Genomic DNA, 25046 nt, shown 5'->3' with positions numbered 1-25046 from the left:
CCCGTCCTTCGCGCCAACAATCCGCGCAAAGAGCAGGGTACCCCTCTTGAATTACCCAATCACTTTGCAGCAAATGTTGGATGCATGTTGAGGTTGCGCACCAGGAACGCCCACTGATCCGTGATCTCTTCGATCGATTTGCTGATCGGCTTGCCGGCGCCGTGGCCGGCCTTGGTTTCAATCCGGATCAGCACGGGTGCGTCACCGGCCTGGTCGGCTTGCATCGTAGCCGCGAACTTGAAGCTGTGCGCCGGGACAACGCGATCGTCATGATCGGCGGTGGTGATCAGTGTCGGCGGATATTTCGTTCCATGCTTCAGGTTGTGCAGCGGCGAATAAGCGTAGAGCGCCGTGAACTGCTCGGGATCGTCCGATGATCCGTAATCGCTCGTCCACGCCCAGCCAATGGTGAATTTCTGGAAGCGCAGCATGTCCATCACCCCGACCGCCGGAAGCGCTGCGCCGAACAGATCGGGACGCTGGGTGATACAGGCGCCGATGAGCAGGCCGCCGTTTGATGCGCCCTGGATAGCGAGGTTTTCGCGCGAACTGTACCCGTTCTTCTCGAGCCATTCGGCCGCAGCAATGAAATCGTCGAACACGTTCTGCTTGTGCAGCTTGGTTCCGGCGAGGTGCCATTCCTCGCCGTATTCGCCGCCACCACGCGTCACTGCCTGCGCGTAGACGCCGCCCATCTCCAGCCAGACGATCTGTGCCACTCGGAACGCCGGAGTCATGTTGACGTCGAAGCCGCCATAGCCATAGAGCAAGGTCGGGTTCTGGCCATTCAACTTGGTGCCTTTCTTGTAGGTGATGAAGAGCGGCGCACGCGTGCCGTCCTTGCTCGTGTACATCACCTGTTTGGTCTCGTATTCGGCGGGGTTGAAGTTGAGCTTAGGCGCGCGAAACAGGGAACTCTTTCCCGTGGCGGGATCGTAGCGATAAATCGTCGCCGGAGTCGTGAAACTGGTGTAGGAGTAGAACGTTTCCTTGTCGGTGCGCTTGCCGTCAAGGCCTTCGACGGTTCCGATTCCTGGAAGATCGACGTCCCGCAGAAATTTTCCATCGAGATCAAACACGCGGACCTCAGAGTGCGCGTCCTTCAGGTAGCTCGCGATGAATTTGTCATCGACGATGTTGATTTTTTCGAGCTTGTCGCTCGATTCGGGGATGACCACCTTCCAGTTCGCGGGTTCTGGGTGACGGATGTCAATCGCGATTACTCTCTGACGCGGCGCATCCCGGTCAGTCATGATCCAGAAGATCGGTCCGTCGTTGTCGATGAACTGATACCTGGCGTCAAAGTTGTCGAGCAGCTTTACGACTGGCGCATCTTTCTGCGTCAGGTCTTTGTAGTAGAGCCGATTCTTCGGGCTGGTGCCTTCCCAGACGCTGATGATGAGGTAGTGCCCGTCATCCGTGACTTGTCCGCCAAAGCCCATCTCTTTCGCATCCGGCCGGTCGTATACGAGCACGTCTTCCGACTGTGGCGTGCCGAGTCGGTGAAAATACAGCTTCTGAAAATAGTTGGCCGCGCGCAACATGGCGTCCGGCTTCGGTTCGTCGTAGCGGCTGTAGAAGAACCCCTTGTCGTCATGAGTGAAGGAGGCGCCCGAGAATTTCACCCACTTGATTACGTCCGGAAGGTCCTTGCCGGTATCAACGTCACGAACATGGAACTCCTGCCAGTCGGAACCCGAAGCGGATTCGCCATAAAGAAACAGCTTGCCGTCATTCGAAACCGCAGTCGTCGTCAGGGCGACGGTTCCGTCGGACGAAAGCGTGTTCGGATCGATGAGAAGTTTGGGCTTGCCCTGCAAGCTGTCGAGCCAATACACGGGATTCTGGTTCTGCAGGCCGGTGTTGTGCGTGTAGAAATAACGGCCGTTCTGCTGCTTGGGAACGCCATACCGCTCGTAATTCCAAAGCTGGGTGAGACGGTCTTGAATAGCTTTTCGCGCGGGGATCTGTTCGAGGTATCCGAACGTGAGCTTGTTCTCGGCCTCGATCCATGCCCGGCTGTCGGCCGCGTCGGGGTCCTCGAGCCAACGATACGGGTCTGCGACCTTGACACCGTGGTAATCGTCAACCTGTGCGACTTTTTTCGCGACTGGGTATTTCAGATTTTCCTGACCGGCGTAAACGCTGAGGGTGAGAACTCCAAGGGAGGCGAGCGCAAGAACACTGATGAGCATGAGTACGATTCGACGGAACATGGTTGGTCCTTGAGACGAAAGGACATGATAAACCGCACAGGCTTCCGCCGTCAGTTTCCGGGAGTAGCTGTGGCCGGACTCGGCTTCAGGGTAGAAGCCGGGCGGACGAGGATCGGCAAGCGCGGGAATGCGAATGTGCCGCCGGCATCGTCGATAACGTTGATCTGGCAGGTGTACCAGCCGGGCTTAAGCTTTGAGAGCGGAACGTCGAGCTGGAAGGCGGCCGCCTTGCGCTCCGGGGTGTTCAGTTCTTTCGCCTCGACCGCCGGTGTTTCATACGCCTTCACTTTTCCGCGGAAGAACTGAACGCTGCTGATGACACGGATGCCTTCGACCGACTTGCCATTCTCTTCGATTTTCGCCTTCGTGGGATCGTACACCTCGTAATACAAGTAGAGGTCCTGGTTGGTGCGGAACACATGCGCGACGTTGGGGATGAGCTCGACTCCGTCGCGTATGAGCGGATTCGGCGTTCTCTTTTTCGGCGCGGGCTCCTTCTGATTCGCAAGAACAACTGTACTCATGCGAAGCGGCGCCTTCTTGAGATCGGGCACGGTCAGGTCGGTCTCGAAGGATCCGAGCACGCCGTTCTGGTTCTCGCGAACCACCAGTTTGAGGTGATACGTGCCCGCTGCGAGCAGGAATCCTGTGTTGTACTGAACGTTTTGCCGATGCGGCGCCTGCATGCCAGCGAGCGGAACCTTTACCGTGTCGCGAATAGTGCCTACCGGAAACTTGGTCTTCTTTTCGCGAACGATACCCAGAACGTCGAGCGATGACTTGTCCTTCTCCGTCGCCGGCGTAAACGGAATCGCCGAGCCGGGCACCACGACGGACAGGGGCACAAAGTATTTGTCGTTCTGGGCTCGGAAAAGCTCGGTCGAGAGATAGACGGGAAGATCGGTATCCGGGAGATCGGATGCCATTTCGTCTTCCAGTTGCTGCTCGCGATCCTCTTTCGTGAAGTGCTGGAAGTCACGGGGGCCGTAGTATCCACTGCGGTACTCGAGCTTCACACCAGGCCGGTTCACCTTCACCGAAATGTGACGGTAGCGGCCATCCATGCGGGGATTGGAACTGCGATATCCGAGAACGTAGTAGAGGGCGGTATCATCCTGCACGCGCTGATAAGCCTTCGTGAAATCGTTGGTGTCGAAGAACGCGCGGCCGCCGGTGTCGGTGGCGAGCGTCGCCAGGGTTTCCTGCGTCTGGAAATTGGAGTCGAATTGCTGTTCGACCGCTCGGCCTGAGTAAGCCGCGGTCCCTCGAAGACTTGCTGAAGTAGCGCTTCCGCCAGCCGCGAACGCTTCCAAGCCTCGCGTATCGACGGTGTACAAAGAAACGTTCGAACGTACGGCGGCGTTGATGGCGGCGCGCAACTGCGCCTGGTTCTCGACGCCTGTCTTCTGAATGCCGCCACTGAAGTAAAGGATCGACTTCTTCTGGTCGATCCGCGACAACACCTGCGAGACCTGCGCAATCGCCTGCAAGCGCAGATCGGTGTTGAAGATGTTGTACTCGGAGTCGTCGGGTGAGAAGGCCGCGCCTGTATCTTCCTGAACGTCACTCGTGTTCGTCTGTTCCTGCCCGTTAGCGTCGAGCCCCTGCATTCCGCGGAGAACCGCAGCCAGTTGAGCCTTGTCGTTCGTAAAGTCCTGGTTCACTACGAGCGACGTATCCAGCGAGACGATTGCAACGAGATCCGCGGGGTGTCATTAGCTTGTCTACGAAGTTCTGAGCAGAGTTCATCGCGCGCTCAACCTCATCGGCTTCCATCGCACTGAAATCAAAAAAGAGCACAATGAAACGCCGGTCCCGGAAAACGTCTTTTGCAACATTCTTGGACGTGAGCAGACCCGCCGGAATCGGACCTTGCGATTCAGTCTGCGAAGGCCCGGTGTTCTCGGCGTAGTTATCGACATTCTCTGTGTCGAAACTGAGTATGTGCTGTGGCTTGCCATCCTCACGTACCGTGAAGTCTGATTGCTTGAGATCGCGAACGAGCTGGCCAGACTTATCTCGGGCGGTGATACTGACGAGGACGAGATCACTGGTGACATGGAACTTATAGAGACCCTCGTGCGTTCGCGTCGGCTCCTGCGGCGCTGACGATTGCTGCGCCGAGAGCGAGCTCAGGAGCATCGCGGCACTCAGCGCCGCCGTCGTCCACTGCTTCGCGAATTCCGTCAGTCTCGACATCTAGAAGCGGAACCTCGTAAAGATCTGCAGCTTTCTCATGCTGCCCACAGAAATTACCTGGCCGTAGGTCGGCGAGTTCACATTCGTATCAATCCCTGTGAAGTTCGCATGATTGAAGACGTTGTTGGCCTCGGCGCGTATCTCAAAGGCCATCATGTCGTGCAGCGGAATGTCTTTCGACAGCGCGAAGTTGAACAGGATTGTGCCCGGACCTTCGATGGTGTTGCGACCTGCTGTGCCGAACTGTCCCGCGGGCGGAACCGTGAATGCCGCGGTGTTGAACCACTGTGCGACCGATGGATTCGTAAGCGAAATCGGTGCGCCGTTGTAGTCTGCTCGCAGACTGCCGCTCGTGCCACGCGCCACATCGGTGAATGCGCCGACCACTCGAGCCGTGAAAGGATTTCCACTGGCAAGCGTGAAGCTCCCGCTCCATGTCCACGCGCCAAAAATCGTTTCCATCACGCCCGGATTCGCCATCCAGTGGCGGCCGGTTCCAAACGGAAGTTCGTACATGAAATCGCCTGTGAACTTCTGCCGCTGGTCAAAGCTGGAGAGGCCGCGCTCTGCCGCGAGATCCAGGTCATTCTGCGCGACGATCGTAGTTCCGCCTCCGATCGAGGACGCGTTATCGATCGATTTCGAGAACGTGTATCGTCCGCCGATCGAGACACCGTTCGTCATCCGCTTGCGCAGGCTTACGGTGCCCGCGTGCAGGATCGACGAACCCTCAGACGACTCCCAGAGGAAGGGTTGCACGTTCGGGATGAGCAAGCCCTCGGGACCGCGATTCGGCGCGCGGACCATATCGAGTCGCGTTCCTTTGCTGCCGCTGTACCCGACGTTGAGAATGACGTTGCGGAAGATTTCGCGCTGGACGTTCAGGTCCCATACCTGCACATACCCGAGCCGGTAATTCTTATCCACGCCATAGTTGTTGGTGAGCGTGCTGGAGTTCGGCGGAGGAAACCCGTTCTGCAGGCTGAGGTCTGTCGGTGAATTCGCGATGTTGGTCTGCGTAAACGAGAACGGCGGCTGATAGGCCAGGTTCGTCACCATCTGCCGGTACTGTCCGAGGTTGTAGTTGATTCCGTATCCGGCGCGTACGACGGTCTTCTCGCCGAACGGCCTCCACGCAATGCCCAGCCGAGGGGCAAAATTGTTGCGATCAGGATTGATCAGAGAGGCCGGATAGAATCCGCCATACTGAGCCGTCGTGTCAGGATAGACAGGCACGACCGCCGTGAACCCGGGAGCCGGGGCCAGATTGACGATCCGGTTGTGCGCTTCCCGGTAGAGGCCGAGGTATTCGTAACGCAGCCCAAGTTGCAGAGTCAGGTTTCCACGAGCACGCCAGTCGTCCATCGCGAAAAAATCGTACGAGTTTGCGGAAAGGTTGAATGTATGCGGGCTGTACTGGATCGTCGTCTGCTGCGCATAACCAAGCAGGAAATCGGCTAGATCGTACCCGGTGCCGGCGATGGGGTTGCCATTCGCGTCGCGTGCTGCCGCGGCATAACCGCTGAAGGTAAAAGTTCCGTTGGGATTGTTGTCCGAGCGGATGTTGGACATCAGTCGCCGGAAATCGCCCCCAAAGCGCAGGTTATGTTTTCCGTGCGACACGAAGAACATGTCCCCAAGCCGGAATGTGCGATCGTAACGGTATTGCGGTGTGATGTCGCGCAGGCTGCTGTAATCGGAGAAGGAGAGGCCGGGAACTCCGTAGTCGGCCGGATTGCTGGACACACCAGTGATGCCGAGATTTCCCGCTACATCGGTGAGTCCCGCGAAAATATTCGACACATTCACGCGCTGCACGTTGTAGCTGGCCGTGATTCGGTTGTTGAAGTGCCCGCGGCTCAGGCTGTACGCGACGTTCCCGTTGTACCCATCCGTCGAATTGGTGCCGTGCAGGGAAGGGAACGGTACCAGGTCATCGCTCTTGCTGCGCTGACAGTTGAAGCCGAACGCGATGTTGTTGCGGGCGTGCCGACCACGGCCAGGGCCACCCGCTCCACTGGGGCCTATGCGGAACGGTCCGCCGAACGTTGGCATCTCGCCGAAGTTGTGGATCAAGCGGAAGAAAACGGAGTCGCTGTTGCTCTGCGCGGAAGAAGAATAGCGGAAGTTCTGAGCTGGATTGCCGGTCTGGTTGGGCTCGGGAATGTACGCGAGCAACCCGGTCGCCGCGGGATTGATCATGCCGTTGATGTTGCTGCCCAGCGGAGCGCCTGTGAGCGGATCAAACAGTTGGACCGGCAGTCCTTTGTTCGGCCCTGACGTGTAGGTTGTGTCGCCGAAGTTGCCGGCGCGTTCTTCCTGCGTGGGGACATGGGAAAAGACGTCATACGGCGTCGTCGAACGCGTGCCCGTGTATCCGCCGAAGAACATCGTCTTCATCCCACCCTCGTAAACGTGCGGTATATTCAGCGGACCTCCGACGACCCCACCGAATCGACCCGAGCCATATTGCGGCTTATCCGCGGGAATTCCGCTTAGCGAGTAGGGCGCTGCATCGAGGGCGGAATTGCCCATGGAGTAATAAACCATTCCGTGCGGACGGTTGATATTGAATCCGCCGCGACCACCCCGCATGATTCCCGGGCCACCCATGATCATGATTGGTCCACCGAAACCACCCCCGGGTCCGCCCATCATGCCGCCCCGGCCCATTCCGTTTTGTGGGAGTTCCCCTCGGTCGCGCATCTCCTGAATGCGTTCGCGCAGTTCGTCCATGTTGTGCACGCCGAAATCCTGCGTGTTCCCCATCTGCCCTGAAACGGATACGGAATCATTGCCGGCATCCGCCGTGCTGGCGAGTGGATTCATGCCCGGCAACGGTGCTTCGCCCTCACTACCGTTCTGGCTGGCGCCGAGGTCGGCACTAAGTGAGAGAGTCTGTGCGTTGCGTCCCATCAACGCCCCGGCCAATTGCTGCGCCGCCGTGGCAGTTTCGTCGGTGTTCTCCTTTGGAACGCGAGAGAGCAGAACCATCTGGAGATCGACTTTCTGCTGTGGCGTTGTTGGGTTAATGATGACTTCCGAAGTAGCGGCTGCAAATGCGGTCAATTCCGCCCGCACGACATAGCGGCCTCGTCCCGGCACTTTGAGTACGTAGCGGCCGTCCGGATCGGTTGAGGTCGTGACCTTCTTGCCGGTGAGCGAATTCGCGGCGCTGATCGTGACCCCTGGAAGAGGCATCTTCCCAGAGACGACCGTTCCGTGGATTTCAAACTCCTGGGTTGCCGCTGGCGCGGGTGCAGCCGTCGAGGCCTGGACTTCGGCCGGCGGGGATGCCTGCGCAAAACCAGCTGCACAGGCGCACATCAGCAAAGCTGCGTGGCGAACGATGGAGCGAAGCGTCATGGGCAACTTACTGGGGCTGCTGCTCCCCGCCCTGGGGTGGTGGCGGATTCTGGCCTTGGCCCTCAGGTCCTCCACGACGCCTCATGCGCATTTCGCCCGGAGCGCCGACGTTCAACACCGCGGGAACGAAAACGCCGTCCTTCAGTTCACCTCGGCCGAACACACGGTCGCCAACTTTGATATCCGCGAGCGTGATGCTTTCGCGCTTCGCGTTACGGAACGATGTAGTCTCATCGACCTGGATGACCTGCGTCTGCCCATCGGGACGATTGATCGTCAGGCTGGTGCCATCGATTTTCGCGACCTCTCCCGCGATGACCTTCTTGCCCATTTCCTCGCGCATCATCATGCCCCGACCCATATTCTGGTTAGACATGATGCCCTGCGCCGTCCAGGTGTTCTCGCCGCTGGGTTCGCCGCGAACGAAAACCGTGTCGCCGACTTTGAAGTCGGAGAGCTTGGCTTCCTGTCGGTCACGGCGATAGCGCGTTTCGGGCGTGACCTTCACCGTGGCCTGCTTGCCGTCCATGGTCTTGATGGTGATGGTGTCGCCTTCAATGGCGGTGATCGTGCCGCCCGTGCCGCAGAATGGTCCGCGAACGACCTGGGTGTGGGTTGTGTCTTGCTGTTGCCAGGAATAGTGTTCGCGCGGAGCGGCGGGCTCGGACTGAGCCCACGCCATGGCAGCTGTGAACAGGAGAAGAACAGTAAGTTTGCGGGTCATCAAATCTCCTTGCAAGTTGCTCGATTCGCGTTTGCAACTTCTCGAGGGAGGAGCGGCAACTCGGATGGGAGCACTGGAAATAACCCGGGGCACTTCGTCCAGTTGCGCCCGCAAGCAGCGGCGGAACCTGGGCTACTACTTTCGTTCTCCTAACTTACACAACTATTACAAACCGTGAGCTTTAAGAAATATATCTTTACATCAAGAGGCACGGCGGGTGAAGACGTGCCGCACTGCTTGTTTGGGTAAGGATGGCAATGGTATTCGATCAGAATAGTCCTGAACGCAACCAGATAAACTGGATCACGACATCTTTCATGGTGGCTTTCCACGTCGGCGCGGTCATCGCGCTCTTCTTTTTCTCATGGAAAGCTGCCGCGCTCGCAGCATTCTTGTGGTGGGTTTCCGGAAGCCTCGGAATCGGCATGGGCTATCACCGCCTGCTGACGCATCGCGGATACACCACGCCGAAGTGGATGGAATATTTCCTGACGCTTTGCGGAACGCTGGCGCTGGAAGGCGGTCCCATATTCTGGGTGGCGACGCATCGCATCCACCATCAGCTTACCGACAAGCCCGGCGATCCGCACTCTCCACGCGACGGCAAGTGGTGGTCGCACATGGGCTGGATCCTGATGGGCAAGGCCATGCACCAGTCCACGACGGAACTGGCGCCATATGTCCCAGACCTTCGCAAAGACAAGTTTCACGTCTGGATCAGCAAGTGGCACTGGGTTCCATTGACCGTGCTCGGGATCGTGATATTGCTCACGATGGGTTGGCAGGCCGTGCTCTGGGGCATCTTCCTGCGAACGACCGTCGGGCTGCACGCCACTTGGCTTGTGAATTCGGCGACGCACCTGTGGGGCTCGCAGCGCTTCGAGACTGGCGACGACTCCACGAACAACATGTTGATCGCTGTGCTCACCTTCGGTGAAGGCTGGCACAACAATCACCACGCTCATCCGAGTTCGGCTCGCCACGGGCTGCGTTGGTGGGAGATCGACTTGAACTGGTACGGAATCCAGGCAATGAGGGTGCTCGGCCTGGCGAAGAACATCAAGCTGCCTCGCCCAGATAGCCGAATACAGCCCAAGCTTAAGGTTGCAGACGAAGGACTCGCACAAGCGTACGACTAGCGTTCAGGCCCCAAACACCTGAACTTTCTGCCATTTTCCAGCAGGCCGGAAGATCGGCTCTGCTCAGTGATTTAAGCCCATGGGAGTAAAATTTCCATGGGCTTTTCTATGCAAATTACCAGCCGGCGAAAAGCGATGGCGTTCGCAATCGTACTGGGCGCTTGCCTGGTCGCGACCGCCGTTGTCCTGAACATTTCGTGGATCATCCACTGGCGCGAAATTGTTCCGCTCGTGCTGGGAATCATCTTCTTCGCCATCCTGATTGCCGGCGTCGTCTGGAACACCATCTTTCTCGTCCGCGAAATCCGGCGCAACGAGCAACACGACAGCTTCATCAACGCGGTCACGCACGAGTTAAAGACACCGGTCGCTTCCATCCGCCTTTATCTCGAAACCTTGCAGAGCCGGAAGCTCGACGAAGTCCAGCGCAAGAAGTTCTACGACATCATGTTGGACGACACCGATCGCCTAATGTCCACGGTCGAGCAGGTTCTCCGAGCCAGCAAGGCCGGGCACAAGCGCGGCCAGGAGCATTGGCAGGAAATCGACCTGGCAGAACTGACAGCGGAGTGCGTCGAAGTTTCGCGCGTGCGTAACCACCTGAGCACCGATGAGATGAATATCGAGAATCATTTCGTCAGCCAGGAAGAATCGGTTGTACGTGGAGATCTTGACGATCTCCGGACGGCGATTACCAACCTGCTGGAGAACGCGGTCAAGTATTCGCCACAGCAAAAGCGAATTAAAGCTGTGCTCATAAGCGAAGGCGGTCAGTCGTTGGTGCGCGTTGCCGACCACGGTGTCGGCATTCCCCGCGGTGAGTTGAAGCGAATATTCAAACGTTTTTATCGTGTGCCATTGCGCACAATCGCGAAAGTGAAGGGGACGGGGCTTGGCCTGTTCATCGTGCGTGCGATCGCTGAGCGCCATGGCGGTGCCGCGTGGGCGGAGAGCGATGGTGAAGGCAAAGGAGCAACAGTGACAATTCGATTGCCGAGGGTGAAAGCTTGAGCCGCGTCTTCGTCGTTGAGGATGAAATGCACCTGGCGCAGGGATTGCAGTTCAACCTGGAGGCCGACGGGCACGAAGTCAAGGTATTTGAGACCGCGGAAGCCGCCTGGCAGATACTCTCGAACCAACCTCAAGCCGCGGACGTCATCGTGCTCGATGTCATGCTCCCCGGCAAAGATGGCTTTTGGCTCGCGAGTGAACTTCGCCGCAAGAAGAACTACGTTCCTGTCCTGATGCTTACCGCCCGCGGACGCCCTGAAGATGTGCTCAAGGGATTCGAATCCGGGACCGACGATTACCTCCCCAAGCCATTCGATCTTTCCATCCTGATGGCGCGCGTCAATGGCCTTCTGCGACGCACCGAATGGATGCGCCATTCTGTTCCGAACGGCGTACCCGAGGCCGCCAAGAACGGCGTGCCCGAGATCATCACATTCAACGGACGAAAGATCGATTTCGGAGCGCTCGAACTCACCGCGCGCAAGCAGAAGACGCACCTTACCCTGATGGAAGCCGAACTCCTGCGCTACCTGATCAAGAACGAAGGCCGCGCCGTCTCGCGCAAGCAGATTCTCGACGAAGTCTGGGGTCTGCGCGAAGACACCGACACCCGCGCAATCGACAACTTCATCGTCCGCCTCCGGCGGTATCTGGAAGACCAGCCCTCCAGCCCCAAGCACCTGCTTACCGTTCGGGGGGTGGGGTATCGCTTTGTTTCGGAACCGCAAAAGAACTGATCCCCAATTGAGTTGGCCTGCGCGTGAGGCCTTAGAGCTACCACGAAAACGGTTTTCGACTCGGCGCATGTCCTTTGCAGGTGACGGTGGAGCGATTCCTTTCGCCGGTAACGCCCTGCCATTTACCTAAATCCATAGTTCTAACCAGCCTCGGAGGCTCAGCTTTTGAGTTATTACACTTTCGTGCCAAACCGTCGGATGCTTGCTAGCATGTTCGCCATCGGGAGAAGGTTGTGGAAGACCTTAAGCAGCAACTGCAATCATTAAAGATTGATCGTAATCCGCCGCCCTCGAACCGTTGGAAATGGCTCATCTGGTTAGTTGTCCTGATGCTGCTCGGGGCGGGAGTCCGCTTTGGACTCCAGTATCGGGACGCCCACACGGGCACCGAGGTGGAGGTGGTTCGTCCGTCGATTCAGACCGTGAACGGACCGCAACCGGCCGCTCCCGTCCTTGCCGCCTCCGGATACGTTGTTGCTCGGCGCAAGGCGGTCGTCTCGGCGAAGATCCAAGGCCGCCTGGCGGAACTCCGTGTCGAAGAAGGCAGTCGCGTCAGCGAAGGCGAGGTGATCGCGCGTCTTGAAAGTGAAGACTACAGCGCCAACATAGAACGCTCCAAGGCCGCTATTCTCCACGCGGAGGCCGATCTTGGCGAGGCGCAGCGCCAGGCCGGAATCGCCGAAAAGCTGGCGCATGAAAAGGTCCTCTCCACCGACCAGCGTGACGCGGCCGAAAGTCGGGTACGGTTGGCGCAAGCCGCGCTGGCGCAGGCAAAAGCCGATCTCGCCTATAACCGGTCTCTGTACGACTTCACTCTGATACGCGCGCCCTTCTCCGGCGTGGTTGTAAAGAAGATGGCGGAGGTCGGCGAGAGCGTCGCCCCCATTCCTCCCGGTGTGAATATCTCAACCTCTTCAGGCGCCATCGTCGCGATGGCAGATATGAACTCCCTCGAAGTCGAGGTTGATGTCAACGAAGCGAATGTCTCGAAACTGAAGCCGCACCAACCGGCCGAAATCGTGGTCCAGGCCTTCGGCGATCGCCGCTTCCGGGGTGAGTTGCGCCAGATCATTCCGACGGCTGACCGGACCAAGGCCACCGTCACTGTGAAGGTTGCGTTCCTCGATCGTGACAAGGACCTCAAGCCGGAGATGAGCGCAAATGTCACTTTCCTTGAGAAGACCAGGCCTGTTGCGAAAGACGACAAGCCGCAACCGGTGATGTATTTGCCCAAAGAGTCCGTCGCAACCCGGGACGGAAACCCAATCGTATTTGAGATCTCGAACGGAACCGTGCAGGAGAAACCAGTGACGCTTGGCGGAGAACGCGGCGGAAACGTCGTCATCAAGGGCGGGCTCACCGGTTCGGAACTGCTCGTGAGCAAGCCGCCGGATTCACTGAAGAGCGGCGACCGCGTTCACCTGAAAGGATGAGAATTCATGCCTGACACCGGGGCACAAACCAGGGCAGTTGCAGTCGACGTGCGCGATTTGCGCAAGGTCTACACGCGCGACAGCATTCGTCTGACCGTGCTCGACGGGCTCAACCTGCAGGTGCAACAGGGCGAATTCGTGGCTCTTATGGGGCCCTCCGGGTCGGGCAAGACGACGCTGCTGAACCTGATCGCCGGCATCGACCGGCCGACCTCGGGCAATCTCCACATCGCCGGCACGGAACTGTCGCGCCTCTCCGAGGGAGAACTCGCGAGGTGGCGGACCCGCACCGTGGGATTTATCTTCCAGTTCTACAACCTCATTCCGGTTCTCAATGCCCTTGAGAACATCGAACTGCCGCTCCTGCTGACACACCTTTCGCGTAAGCAGCGCCGCGAACGCGCCATGCTCGCGCTCAAGGTGGTGGGGTTGGAGCACCGAGCCAAACATTATCCGCGGCAATTGTCCGGCGGTGAGGAGCAGCGCGTCGCCATTGCGCGCGCCGTCGTCACCGATCCGCAGATCGTCGTCGCCGACGAGCCTACCGGCGATCTCGACGCCAAGAGCGCGGAGGAAATTCTTGCGCTAATGGAGGTCCTGAATCGCGAGTTCCAGAAGACAATTCTGATGGTCACGCACGACCCGCGCGCGGCCGCAAGGGCACACGTTCAGCATCATCTCGAGAAGGGCGTGCTGACGAACTGATATGCGTTTCCTACCGTTTGTCCTCAAGCATCTGCGGCGCAACTGGGTGCGCACCACTAGCACGATACTGGCACTGGCCCTGTGCATTTTCCTGCTCTGCACGCTGGAGTCGGTTCTCGCTGCTGTGAGTTGGAGTTTGAAGAGCGCAAGCGCCGCTCGGTTGGTTACGCGTCACCAGGTTAGCCTCGCCTTTGAATTGCCACTGAAATACGAACAGGAGATCGCAACCATTCCCGGCGTGAAATCGGTTGCACGCGAATCCTGGTTCATGGGCGTTTACAAAGGCGATTTCAAGTATTTCTTCCCCAATCTAGCCGTCGAGGCCGAACCCTTCCTGGCGATGTATCCCGAGTTCCAGCTTCCGGCAGACCAGAAACAGGCTTTCCTCGAAGACATGCGCGGCTGTATCGTCGGCCGCAAGACCGCCGAGCGCTGGGGATGGAAGGTCGGCGACACCTTCCAGATGGAAAGCGCTATTCCGCCCTACCGCATCGGCCATCCCTTCGAATTTGTCATTCGCGGCATCTACGACGCGGATCTTCAGAAAAACCCGGGTACCGATCTGACAATGATGTACTTCCATCACAAATACCTGTACGAATCCACCGGCCGCCGGGTGCAGACCGGAATTTACGTCGTGCAGGTCGATGATCCCAGCAAGGCGGGAGAGATCAGCAAGAAGATCGACGCGATGTTCGAGAACAGCGCCGTGCAGACGCGGACGGAAACCGAGGCTGCATTCCGCGCCGGGTTCGTCGCGATGGCAGGGAACCTGGCCCTGCTGTTGCGCGGTATCGGGCTCGCCGTGACCTTCACAATTCTACTGGTCACGGCCAACACAATGAGCATGTCGGTTCGCGAGCGTCGCAACGAAATCGCCGTGCTCAAGACGCTGGGCTTCTCGGGCGGGCTGGTAATGGCGTTGATACTTGCCGAAGCGTTGGCAATGGCAATCATCGGCGGTGCCCTTGGCGTCTTTCTGAGCCGCGGTGCAATCACTGCGCTTCCCGGAATTCCATTCATCGGCGACGTGGTGCGTGGCTTCCCCGATTTCGGCCTTCAGCCGCGCATCGTCGTCCTGGGACTCTCGGGAGCCGTACTGCTCGGACTTCTGGCGGGATTCGTTCCGGCGTTACTAGCGTACCGGGCGCGAATCACAGACATGTTGAGGCAACTGTAATGGCACTGCCCATCACGTACACCTTGCGAAACATCCGCGAGCGCTGGAAGACCACGCTGCTCGCCATTGGCGGTATCGCCCTGGTCGTCGCTGTCTTCGTGAGCCTCGCGGCAATGGCTTCGGGGTTCCGCATCGCGCTAGCGGCGACGGGTTCGGATGACAATGGAATCGTGGTGCAGCGCGGCTCAGCATCGGAACTGACCTCGTGGATGAACCGCAGCAATGCGAACACCATCATAATGGATTCGCGCGTCGCGCGAGGCCCTGACGGCCAGCCGCTCGCGGCGTGCGATATCGTCGTCATCACCGGCAAACCTCGTCGCAGCGACGGCGAGATGACGAATATCACCGTCCGTGGTGTACAACAGGTCGCATTCCAGGTCCGAAGGGGTATCCAGATCGTGGAGGGCCGGAATTTCCAGCCCGGTCTCAACGAGATTATTGTCGGGAAGAAAGCGGCTGACCGCATTCGCGGATTCGACCTCGGCTCTAACGTCTGGATGCAGAAGCGTAACTGGAAGATCGTCGGGATATTCACCGCCGGAGACAGTTCATTCGAAAGCGAAATCTGGGGCGACTTCAACGTCATGAACACAGCTTTCGACCGTAACGGCGGCTGCGAATCCCTGACCGTTCGCTTGACGAACAAAGATGTGCTGTCGCAGTTCGACAAGGACCTGCGCGCCAACCCCCAGATGCAGGTGCAGATGGACAGCGAGCGGAAGTATTACGCGGATCAGGCTGGTCCAGTCGCAACAGCGCTGTTGGCCTTGGCGGGATTCGTGGCCATCGTTATGGGTATTGGCGCGGTTTTCGGCGCCATGAACACCATGTACGGCATCGTGGCCGCGCGCACCCGCGAAGTCGGAACTCTGCGTGCACTCGGATTCTCCCGGCTGAGCATCCTCTTCTCGTTTTTGATCGAATCTGTGATGATCGCCATCCTCGGCGGCGTGCTCGGCTGCCTGCTGGCGATCCCGATGAACGGCTTCACCGGTGCGACCGGAAACACGGCCGCCTTCGCCGAGTTGTCATTCGCGTTTAGAGTGACGCCGACAATCCTGGTCGCAGGTGTGGTGTTCTCAGCCGTGATGGGTCTGGTTGGCGGCTTGCTGCCGGCACTTCGAGCCGCACGCCTACCGATTACTATCGCCTTGCGCGAAGCTTAGATGGCTCGAAGAACGAGAGAAAGACGCCAGCGCGAATTGCTGGCGTCTCATGACTCGCCCATCAACTTCTGGATCCCTATCTGACCTCAAATGTTCCCGCGCACCCCCGTGAGGTCCACAGGCGGCCATTATCAATCCCAAAGGTCTGATTCCAGATGCAGTCACGACGCCCGTTCTCCTCAACCAGACGGACGCTATTGATCCGCCCCGGAGTTCTGCACCAGTCACGATCGCGGTCGTAGTCTGACGCGCAGGTAACCGTAGTTATGGGATCGTTGCTGTGCCACCGACGATCATCTCGGGCGCCGCCCCGATAGTCATAATCCCGTCCTCGGTCGCGATCCCAATTCCCCTGCCCGCCGCTAACTCGCACTGACGAAATTCGCGTATTCCAATTCTTGCTCGGCACATTGGGAAGCGGGAACTGGCGAAGGTCATTGATGTCGCTGGAGGTTGTGCCATTCGCGCCCCCAAAATCGGAATCATTGAAATATGTCACTTGTGCGCGGCCGAAAACGCGTATCGACCGGATCCTGTCACCAAACCCCGGTGGTAACCTGGCGGCTTCTTGTCCCGCATTCATGCAGAAGGACTCGCCGCGGAAATTGTAATCAACATAGAAACACGCGCCGGAATTCGGGCGGGTATTTCCAAACTGTGCCCATGCCGCTGAACTTGCGAGCACTCCGAGCAGTGCAGCGGCAACGAAGCGAGCCAGGCTCTTCATTGTCTATCCTCCGATAGGATTTTGCAGAATTGTACTCTCGACCGTGTTGAACTGGCGCAATCGGCGGTCGGTGTACCTCGGTGAGTACTCACGGTGCATTCGTGGCTTCGAGGATAGGTCTGGTCTAGATTCCACCGCCGAAATTGTGAAGGGCGTCGGACTCTGTCAACTGATTCTGTCGATATTGCTCCCGTTCTTCGTCCTCGGTAGCGAGCGCCCGAACCGCCGAAATTTCTCTTCGCACCGCTTCCGACTCAGCCGCCATGATTCCAAGCTTGTCGCAAATTTCGTTCACGCGTTCCGCCAGCGCAACGATCACGTTTGACAGCGGGTCCTGGATATCACGGGGATCGGTGATGAGAACGCGCTGGCCGTCGCGATAAACCACGTGCGCCGGAACGCCAACCACCGTGGAATTCGGCGGGACGTCCCTCAGCACCACCGATCCAGCGCCGACCCGCGAGTTCTCGCCGATGGTGATGTTGCCAAGGATGTTGGCATTGTTGCCGACGAAGACTCCATCGAGAAGCGTGGGATGTCGTTTGCCCTTCTCTTTGCCGGTTCCGCCGAGCGTCACGCCCTGGTAAAGCGTAACGTCGTTCCCGACAATCGCTGTCTCGCCGATCACCACTCCCATCCCATGATCGATGAATAACCGCCGTCCAATGCGCGCTCCCGGATGAATTTCAATGCCGGTAAAAAATCGCGCAATCTGCGATCCCCAACGCGCAAGAAGCCGGAGGTTGTGCGTCCATAACCAGTGGTTGAACCGATGCACCCAGAGGGCGTGGATTCCCGGGTAGCATAGGAGTACCGCAAACACGGACGTAGCTGCCGGGTCGCGCTCGAATACCGAGCCTATGTCTTCGCGCATTGACTCGAAAAATCCCATATCTCCTGCATTATCAGATGGTCAGCCCGGCCCCAAGGCTCAGAAAATAGGCATTCTTAGATCATCCACGGCGCATGACCAGCAAGTGACATGTACCTTTGTGTGATGTCAGGGCACCCGCTTCAGGGTACTCTGGGTTTCGGAACTCTGGTGGATTAGCCTATATCGTGCGAACCAAAGTATCCAGAGGTTGCGGAAGAGACGGTTTGTGAACGTGGCGTGAAGTTGTGGTTGCACGGACGTGAAAAGCCCGTGAAATGCGCGTCACGAATGAGAACCAGGCCAAGAGTTCGTTTTACACTCAGCCCAGTTCCGCCAACTCACGCCGTCGGAGACCGGAATGACCACAGCGGCACCCTCAGGCCCCATCACATCACAGTCTCTGGCCTTACCAGTCGTTACACCCAGGAATCCCCGAGAACTGGCAGCCTGCCCGCAGTACAGTGTTCTGCTCGCCGCTAGCGACGAGGAGCGCTCGGCGATCTATCGCCTGCGCTTTCGAGTCTTCAACCTCGAACTGAACGAGGGGCTGGACGCGTCATTCGCCACCGGCGAAGACAAGGACGAGTTCGACTCGGTTTGCGACCACTTGTACGTGCAGCATCGGATCACCGGCGAAGTGGTCGGAACCTATCGTGTGCAGTCCGGCCTTACAGCGGCGGCGAACCTTGGCTATTACAGCGAGCGTGAGTTTGTGCTGACGCCATTCGAGTCGAGGCGAGCCGAAATAGTGGAACTTGGCCGGGCGTGCATTCAGCGCAATCACCGCAGCTTCGAAGTTCTGAATCTGCTGTGGCGCGGACTGGTCATCTATGCCAAAACCCTCGATGCGCGCTACCTGCTCGGCTGCTCATCTCTGACGTCGCAGGATCCCGGCGAAGGTTGGTCTGTGCACCAGCAGCTGACGATGTTCCAGTCTGACCCGGAACTCCAGACTGTGCCGACACCAGAATTTTCGATGCCGTTAGGGTCCCCAAAGCCAGGTGCGAAAGTGCCGCGGTTGTTGCGGGCCTATCTCGCTGTTGGGTCTCAGATTTGCGGTACGCCTGGTCTGGACCGCGAGTTCAAGACGATCGATTTCCTTACCGTGCTCGATTTCGAGAAGATGTCGGCGGCGGCAAAAACGCGCTTCCTGCGTTAGTGTATAGGCCATGAGGAAGCGTCTGCGGCGCGGCTCCATGTTCGCGCACGCAATTCATAAATCATTTCGCGAATTTAACCGGGGAATCAGGACCGCGAAGCAGCCACCCGGTTTGCCGGAACGTGCCGAGTGGTTGACTGAGTCCTGCCGGGGAGTTCTCGCCAGCCTCGGTGTAACGGTCTCCACAGAGGGCTCAATGCCGGCCCGCGGACTCATTGTCTCGAACCATCTCAGTTATCTCGACATTCTTTGCTACGCCTCGATTGCCCCCTGCCTTTTCGTCGCCAAATCCGAGGTGCGTAGCTGGCCAGTCTTCGGACGTCTTGCGACGAACGGCGGCACGATCTATGTTGATCGAAAGAGCCGGACGGATGCGGTGCGAGCAGCGAAGGCCATCGAGGATGCACTGCGCAGCTGCATGCGTGTCGTACTATTTCCGGAAGGGACCAGTTCCGGCGGCGACACCGTTCTTCCATTCCATGCGCCGCTGCTGGAAAGCGCCATCAGCGCCCGCTCTCCAAGCACGCCAGCCGCTATCGCCTACGCGATCGACGGCGGCGATCCAAAACGGGATGTCTGTTATTGGGGAGAGATGACCTTTGCGACGCACTTCCTGGGCTTGCTGGGGAAAGGCAACGTTCACGCTCAAATCGTCTTCGGAACATCACGCGACGGCTTGAAGGACCGCAAGACAGCGGCAAAGCTGCTGCATACCGATGTCGCGGCGCTGCACCGGCAGCTACAAGGCGCGAAAGACAAGCACTGCGTTCAAACCTCCGAACGCAAATGAGTTCGAGAGCGCATACTCCACCGCCAACTTGCGTGCAATGTTGGGAACGTAGTCCAGGTCGCATTCGGGATCTCGCTCATCGTAATTTGCGGTGGGTGGGATCACCCCGTTCTTGATTGCAAGGACAGTGGCGACCGCCTCTATGGCGCCTGCCGCCCCAAGCGCATGTCCGTGCATGGACTTCGTGGAGCTGACCGCCAACTTGTCCGCGCGGTTTCCCAACGCTTTGCGAATTGCGTGGGTTTCCACGGAATCGTTGGCAGGCGTGGCCGTACCATGAGCATTGATATAGCCAATCGCATCCGCCGGTATTCCCGCATCTTCGATGGTTCGTAGTATGGCGGCGGCTGCTCCATCTGCCGAGGGAGCCATGATGTGCCCCGCGTCCGACGACATGCCGACCCCGGCGACCCCCGCATAAACCTTCGCGCCACGCGCTTGGGCGTGTTCGAAGTCTTCCAGCACGAGCATCGCGCCACCTTCACCGAGAATCATGCCTGAACGATTCTTTGAAAATGGCCTGCAAGTATCCGGTGAAACTACCCGGACCGATTCCCATCCTTTCAACAGACCGTAGCTGAACGGGCATTCGCTGCCACCTGTGATTGCCACGTCGGCCTGGCCATTACGAATCATCCAGAGGGCGTTCCCGATGGCGTGGTTGGAAGAAGAGCATGCGGTCGAAATGTTGAGGACAGGGCCGGTGATGCCAAACTCCATCGAAATCTGGCTCGCCCCGGCATTCGCCATGGTCCGAGCAATAGTAAAGGGATGAACACGGTCGCGAGAATTTCGGTAAATTTCAACGAACTGTTCGTCTTGCGTGCTTTGCCCGCCTAGCGACGAACCTGTGACGATCGCAGTCCGCCTCTTCGTTTCGGCGTCAAATTCGATTCCGGAGTCCCGGATGGCCTCTCGTGCCGCCACGAGCGCGAACTGGGCAAAGCGATCGAGCAGCGCGAGCTTCGAGGGATCGAAGTGATTAGCAGGATCAAAATTCTTGACCTCGGCCCCGTTGCCAAACTTCATGCGGGAGCAGTCGACCTGGCGTATCGGCGCGATCCCCGAAACACCGTGCGAGAGGTTGTCCCAAAACTCGCGCACGTTGTTGCCCAGCGCCGAAACGACACCAAGACCGGTAATGGCTACGCGTCGCATCGAAACACGCCTCAATCAGAAGAAGTCGTGATTATAACGAGAGTGGAAAGCCCCCAACGAATTGCCTCCGGGGACCTAGCCCAACGACGTGCTTCCCGATACCATTTGTGACCACCAGCTTCGCCGTGGAGGTAGTCATGCGTAAAGTGCGATATTCCGTTGCCGCGAGCCTGGATGGCTACATCGCCGCTTCCAATGGCTCGGTGGATTGGCTGAATCGATTCCGGGAAGATGTTCCGGGCGAGGACTTCGGAATGACAGCGTTCTTCAAAACCGTCGACACGGTGCTGATGGGGCGCAAGACCTACGAGATCGCGCTCAAGATGGGCATGGAAAAGAGCGGAATGCCGGGACTGGCAAACTATGTCTTCTCAAGAACCTTGCCGGCCGGCCAGCGAGATGGAGTCACCTTCGTAGCAGACGGCGTGGGGGACTTGCTCGCGGGATTGAAGAAGAAACCAGGCAAGGATATCTGGCTCTGCGGGGGCGGAGAACTTGCGAGAGAAGCGTTGCGAGAAGGTGCCCTGGATGAGATCAGAGTGGCAGTGATCCCGATCCTGATCGGCAGCGGCATACAAACGTTTGCAACAGGATTTCCGGAGACGAAGCTTCGACTACTTGAGTGTAAGCAATACAAAGGCGGGGTAACGGAACTGGTCTACGCTGCGGGCAACAAGGAACGGTAGTGTGCGAACAAAGCCGGGTAAAAAGGCTGCGAAACGTTCGCACTGACTGTTCCCGCTTCTTGAAGCGAGCTTACGCGCCGAAGATCTTGCCGAAGAATCTTCCAATCTTACGGAAGAACCCGCGTGATTTTGGCTTCTGCGGGACTGTGTCACTAACCGCCTGGAGTTTGGCTCCTCTTTTCGGCGGTAGAACGGTGGGTGCCAGTTTCGCGACCAGAGAATCGTCGGTGCCCAACTTCGCGAGCGTGTACATCATTTCGTCGTTGGGTTCGTCACCGCGGTAAACGAATGGTGCGTCCACCTGGACGTGGGTCTCAGGTGGCAACTCAACTGCTGCCGGCGGTGAGGGAGGTTCTTGCTTCGCCACTTCTACCGGAGGCATTTCCGGTTTGATCACCGGTGGCTCGTCACAACCGCAAAGAGTGCCATCCGGCGGTGTCACGTCGCGTACCGACCCGCCGTGGAAATCGAGCGAGCTGCCGGCGGGAGCCTGGTAGACGCCGTCGCCGAGCATCTCACTGATAATGATGGCGGCACTGCTGTTCTTCCCGCGCAGTCGGAGTTCGCCGCGATCGTTAGCGCACATCGCAAGATCGAAATGCCCTGGGCCAATGAACTGAACCCGGTAGTCGGGTGTTTGTACCGCATCTGCTTCCGACGAAAGATCGAAATGGAATTCAATCTGGCCCTTGCTCAGGCTGTAGAGGAGACTCCGTCCGCTTAGCGATGATGATACCGTGACGATCGTCTTTGGGCAGATGCGCACGGTTCCACCGCGCGCAAGCCTCAGAAGGGCGGGTCGGTCGCCAGCAGCGACCTGCGATCCGCTCATGACTTGGGCGCCACCGGCGGCGAGAGTTACCGAACCATGCACGGAGGCATCGGAGGCGAAGACCTCGCCGACAGGTCCCTGGGCATTTGCCAGCGTGGTGAACGCGAACACGCAAACAGCGATGGTGAGCAGGACCCGCCGCATGGGAAGGGTCTATTGAACCACAAAAATAGACGGAAGGCACGGGCACGTGGGTGGACGAATCGCCTTCCGAAGCCAGGCGGGGAACTACTCCGGGGGCGAACCTTCAACCCGTGTGATGAAATTTGGGACTACGCGTTGTGCTCGCTGAGGAACTCGTACTTTTCGATCTGCGCAGCTACAGCCGTGCGGCCCTCGTAAGCGGTGCTTTCCACGCGAACCACGCGGCCTCGACAACGTACGCGAATCGAATCGGTCATCGTGATCTCAGGCGGGAGCGTAAGCGTGAACTCGATGAACGATCCCTTTTCAACGATCGCAGTTTCAAGGAAGAAGCAGACACCGCGAGCGCTGACATCACGCGTCATCGCCGCCGCTTCGACGCCGCCGATGGGCGACTTAACGGTGACGGGCAACTTGAGCGGAAAGCGGCGCGTGGCCCTCTGTTCCTGCCCCGGGACCATGAATTCCTCCAAGAACCTGGTAAGTGAGAGAAGAATGCGGCCTCATACTCAACAATGTCAACGAATTAGTGGAGGTTTCGCGGTAGGGGTTCCCAAATGTGGAGTAACGCGAAAAAGTGGTTACCGATAGGGGTTACCGGCCTCGAAGAAAGTTACCGATCAACTGTTTGCCATCGACAGTCAGGACGCTCTCAGGGTGGAACTGGACGCCCTCCACCAGGAACTTGCGGTGGCGAAGGCCCATGATGACGGTGCGCCCATCGCGGTCAACTGTGCGGGCGCTGATCTCGAGGTCTTCCGGGAGAGATTCTTCCGAAATGATGAGCGAGTGATAACGAGTTGCGGTCATTGGGGAAGCAATGCCGCGGAAGATCGTCCGGCCGTCGTGCTCGATCTCGCTGGTCTTGCCATGCATAAGATTTGCAGCGCGAACGACTTCACCGCCGAACGCCGCACCAATCGCCTGGTGTCCAAGACATACGCCCAAGATTGGAGTCTTCGCAGCAAAGTGACGAATGATCGGAATGCTCTGTCCGGCTTCCTGCGGAGTGCAAGGCCCGGGGGAAATCAGGATGCGGTCGGGATGAAGCTCTTCGATCTGTTCGGGAGAGATTTGGTCATTTCGACGCACCTCGACTTCGGCGCCCAACTCGCCCAGATACTGAACGAGGTTGTAGGTGAACGAATCGTAGTTATCGAGTACGAAGACGCGCATTACTTCCTTCTTCCGGCCAATTCCGCCGCCCGAACCAGTGCTCCGGCCTTGTTCATGGATTCTTCGAACTCCTTGCGCGGTACGGAGTCGGCGACTATCCCGGCGCCCGCTTGCACGTAGGCTTTCCCGCGATTCAACACCATGGTGCGGATGGCAATGCAGGAGTCGAGATTGCCTGCGAAGTCGGCGTACAGGATCGACCCGCCGTAGACGCCGCGCCGCACCGGTTCAAGCTCATCGATGATCTCCATCGCCCGAACTTTCGGTGCCCCAGTAAGAGTTCCTGCCGGGAAGCATGAGGCGAAAGCGTCGAGCGCATCGAGATCGTTGCGCAACTCGCCTTCAATGGAAGATACGAGATGCATGACGTGCGAGTAGCGCTCAACCCGCATGAGATCCGTCACGCGGACGGAACCGTAGCGGCTGACGCGTCCGACGTCGTTGCGCCCGAGATCGACCAGCATCACGTGTTCGGCACGCTCCTTTTCATCATTCCGCAATTCCTGCTCTAGGCGAAGGTCTTCTTCCGGCGATTCGGCGCGCCAACGCGTCCCAGCAATTGGCGCGTACTCGATCCTTCTGCCGGTTACGCGCACCAGCATCTCCGGCGACGAACCAAGGATGTGAAAGTCAGGGCCGAGGCGCAGGTAATACATGTATGGCGAAGGGTTGACCATGCGCAGTGTGCGATAAATCTCGAACGGCTCGGCCTTGGGACGGAAATCCAGGCGCTGCGATAGCACGACTTGGAAGATATCGCCGGCCGCAATGTACTCTTTCGATTGCTCCACCGCTTTTTCGAAAGCAGCCTGCTTCGTTCGCGAGTTCGGACGGATCGGCGCGGAACTTGCGCGATCTTCCAGTGCGATTCGTTGCGTCCGCAACCCGCTGATCAGTTGCTTCTGCAGCCGATCGAGTTCGCGGGTGGCCCGTGCGTATGCCTTCTTAGGAGTAGTGCCGCGCACATCGGCCGAGACGACGAGATGAATCTGGTGCCGCACGTGATCGAAGGCGAGCACGCGATTGAAGAACATCAGTACGCAGTCGGGAACTTTGACGCCCTGCTTCGCATTGTCAGGAAGCCGCTCGAATTGGCGGACGACATCGTAAGCCATGTACCCGACAGCGCCGCTGAGGAAGGGTGGAAGTCCGGGAATGTGCGCCGGTTTGTACTCGCCCAGGAGTTCACGCACGATGGGCAATATCTGTCCACGGCGGATTTCTTTCTTGCGCCCACGCTGAAGCGTAATTTCGTCGCCGGTGGCGGTCATCACCATGTACGGCCGTGCGCCAAGGAAGGTGTAACGGCCAACATGTTCGCCGCGCTCGACGGACTCGAGGAGGAACGATTGGGTCTCGTGCCCGGCGATGGCGAGGAATGCCGAGACCGGCGTGAGAAGGTCGGCGTGCAACGTGCGCACCACGGGTATAAGCGTGTGGGTCTTGGCGAGCTCGGCGAACTGGGAATACTCGGATGTCATAGCGGGGCGGCTTCGAGGATTTACCAGCGGGTCTTCATGAAGAATGGTTCGGAAGGTTCATTATAAATTGAGGTGGCATCGGAAACTTTAACTTTTCAGTAAAACAGCCGTATCCACGCACGTTTCACGGGAACCCTTCT

Annotated in this window: 22 protein-coding genes; 10 read left to right on the top strand and 12 right to left on the bottom strand. The window is 58.5% G+C overall.

Annotated elements, in window-relative coordinates; translation table 11 throughout:
- Positions 1–59: 59 nt before the first annotated feature.
- Genes ROO76_11835 through ROO76_11815 form a run of 5 tightly spaced genes read right to left on the bottom strand, consistent with a single transcriptional unit; the run spans position 60 to position 8505 of the window.
- Positions 60–2216: a prolyl oligopeptidase family serine peptidase gene (locus ROO76_11835; protein MDT8068843.1), complete on the bottom strand. Its 2157-nt coding sequence runs from the start codon at positions 2214–2216 to the stop codon at positions 60–62.
- Positions 2217–2266: 50 nt separating this feature from the next.
- Complete coding sequence (locus ROO76_11830; GenBank protein MDT8068842.1) at positions 2267–3880, bottom strand: VWA domain-containing protein; 1614 nt, start codon at positions 3878–3880, stop codon at positions 2267–2269.
- A complete protein-coding gene (locus tag ROO76_11825) occupies positions 3807–4415 on the bottom strand; it encodes a hypothetical protein (protein MDT8068841.1) in 609 nt (202 codons plus the stop codon). Before ROO76_11825 ends, ROO76_11830 begins: the two co-directional genes overlap by 74 nt.
- Entirely contained in the window at positions 4416–7781 is a 3366-nt protein-coding gene (locus ROO76_11820; protein MDT8068840.1) for a TonB-dependent receptor, read from the bottom strand.
- A 7-nt stretch (positions 7782–7788) separates the two neighbouring features.
- Positions 7789–8505: a DUF5666 domain-containing protein gene (locus ROO76_11815; protein ID MDT8068839.1), complete on the bottom strand. Its 717-nt coding sequence runs from the start codon at positions 8503–8505 to the stop codon at positions 7789–7791.
- A 251-nt stretch (positions 8506–8756) separates the two neighbouring features.
- On the opposite strand from ROO76_11815, the gene ROO76_11810 reads away from it, so the two are divergent.
- From ROO76_11810 to ROO76_11780, 7 genes are all read left to right on the top strand, one after another.
- The gene (locus tag ROO76_11810; GenBank protein MDT8068838.1) at positions 8757–9644 is read left to right on the top strand and encodes a fatty acid desaturase; all 888 of its coding nucleotides are present in this window, start codon (positions 8757–8759) and stop codon (positions 9642–9644) included.
- Between the two features lie 135 nt (positions 9645–9779).
- The gene (locus ROO76_11805; GenBank protein MDT8068837.1) at positions 9780–10655 is read left to right on the top strand and encodes a HAMP domain-containing sensor histidine kinase; all 876 of its coding nucleotides are present in this window, start codon (positions 9780–9782) and stop codon (positions 10653–10655) included.
- Positions 10652–11392: a response regulator transcription factor gene (locus tag ROO76_11800; GenBank protein MDT8068836.1), complete on the top strand. Its 741-nt coding sequence runs from the start codon at positions 10652–10654 to the stop codon at positions 11390–11392. The genes ROO76_11805 and ROO76_11800 overlap by 4 nt, the downstream gene beginning before the upstream one ends.
- Before the next feature lie 233 nt (positions 11393–11625).
- Positions 11626–12825, top strand: a complete 1200-nt coding sequence (locus ROO76_11795) for an efflux RND transporter periplasmic adaptor subunit (GenBank protein ID MDT8068835.1) — start codon at positions 11626–11628, stop codon at positions 12823–12825.
- A 6-nt stretch (positions 12826–12831) separates the two neighbouring features.
- Positions 12832–13530: an ABC transporter ATP-binding protein gene (locus tag ROO76_11790; protein ID MDT8068834.1), complete on the top strand. Its 699-nt coding sequence runs from the start codon at positions 12832–12834 to the stop codon at positions 13528–13530.
- Between the two features lies 1 nt (position 13531).
- Entirely contained in the window at positions 13532–14710 is a 1179-nt protein-coding gene (locus tag ROO76_11785) for an FtsX-like permease family protein (protein ID MDT8068833.1), read from the top strand.
- The gene (locus ROO76_11780) at positions 14710–15879 is read left to right on the top strand and encodes an ABC transporter permease (GenBank protein ID MDT8068832.1); all 1170 of its coding nucleotides are present in this window, start codon (positions 14710–14712) and stop codon (positions 15877–15879) included. The genes ROO76_11785 and ROO76_11780 overlap by 1 nt, the downstream gene beginning before the upstream one ends.
- Before the next feature lie 76 nt (positions 15880–15955).
- Here the strand turns inward: ROO76_11780 and ROO76_11775 are convergent, their stop codons facing one another.
- Both ROO76_11775 and cysE read right to left on the bottom strand, forming a co-directional pair.
- A complete protein-coding gene (locus tag ROO76_11775) occupies positions 15956–16606 on the bottom strand; it encodes a DUF3011 domain-containing protein (protein MDT8068831.1) in 651 nt (216 codons plus the stop codon).
- A gap of 124 nt (positions 16607–16730) precedes the next feature.
- Complete coding sequence (cysE, locus tag ROO76_11770) at positions 16731–17480, bottom strand: serine O-acetyltransferase (GenBank protein MDT8068830.1); 750 nt, start codon at positions 17478–17480, stop codon at positions 16731–16733.
- 358 nt (positions 17481–17838) lie between these two features.
- On the opposite strand from cysE, the gene ROO76_11765 reads away from it, so the two are divergent.
- Complete coding sequence (locus tag ROO76_11765) at positions 17839–18639, top strand: GNAT family N-acyltransferase (protein MDT8068829.1); 801 nt, start codon at positions 17839–17841, stop codon at positions 18637–18639.
- A 10-nt stretch (positions 18640–18649) separates the two neighbouring features.
- A complete protein-coding gene (locus tag ROO76_11760) occupies positions 18650–19429 on the top strand; it encodes a lysophospholipid acyltransferase family protein (GenBank protein ID MDT8068828.1) in 780 nt (259 codons plus the stop codon).
- On the opposite strand, the gene ROO76_11755 is transcribed toward ROO76_11760, so the two are convergent.
- Positions 19379–20587 (bottom strand): beta-ketoacyl-[acyl-carrier-protein] synthase family protein, encoded by a 1209-nt coding sequence (locus ROO76_11755; GenBank protein ID MDT8068827.1) that lies wholly within the window; start codon positions 20585–20587, stop codon positions 19379–19381. The two genes, ROO76_11760 and ROO76_11755, sit on opposite strands and share 51 nt — an antisense overlap.
- A 137-nt stretch (positions 20588–20724) precedes the next feature.
- Between ROO76_11755 and ROO76_11750 the strand changes: the two genes are divergently transcribed.
- Complete coding sequence (locus ROO76_11750; GenBank protein ID MDT8068826.1) at positions 20725–21273, top strand: dihydrofolate reductase family protein; 549 nt, start codon at positions 20725–20727, stop codon at positions 21271–21273.
- Positions 21274–21343: 70 nt separating this feature from the next.
- On the opposite strand, the gene ROO76_11745 is transcribed toward ROO76_11750, so the two are convergent.
- The 4 genes from ROO76_11745 to trpE form a co-directional block, all read right to left on the bottom strand.
- Positions 21344–22249: a hypothetical protein gene (locus tag ROO76_11745; GenBank protein MDT8068825.1), complete on the bottom strand. Its 906-nt coding sequence runs from the start codon at positions 22247–22249 to the stop codon at positions 21344–21346.
- A gap of 128 nt (positions 22250–22377) precedes the next feature.
- The gene (locus ROO76_11740; GenBank protein MDT8068824.1) at positions 22378–22710 is read right to left on the bottom strand and encodes a PilZ domain-containing protein; all 333 of its coding nucleotides are present in this window, start codon (positions 22708–22710) and stop codon (positions 22378–22380) included.
- Between the two features lie 133 nt (positions 22711–22843).
- Positions 22844–23425 carry an aminodeoxychorismate/anthranilate synthase component II gene (locus ROO76_11735; GenBank protein MDT8068823.1) on the bottom strand — a complete coding sequence of 194 codons (582 nt, stop codon included), beginning with the start codon at positions 23423–23425 and terminating at the stop codon, positions 22844–22846.
- Positions 23425–24906, bottom strand: a complete 1482-nt coding sequence (trpE, locus tag ROO76_11730; protein MDT8068822.1) for an anthranilate synthase component I — start codon at positions 24904–24906, stop codon at positions 23425–23427. The genes ROO76_11735 and trpE overlap by 1 nt, the downstream gene beginning before the upstream one ends.
- Positions 24907–25046 lie beyond the last annotated feature (140 nt).

This window comes from Terriglobia bacterium, assembly GCA_032252755.1.
In the GTDB taxonomy this organism is placed as follows: Bacteria; Acidobacteriota; Terriglobia; order Terriglobales; family Acidobacteriaceae; genus JAVUPY01.
Note: the sequence above shows the minus strand (reverse complement) of the source record. Positions and strands in the feature narration are given on the sequence as shown.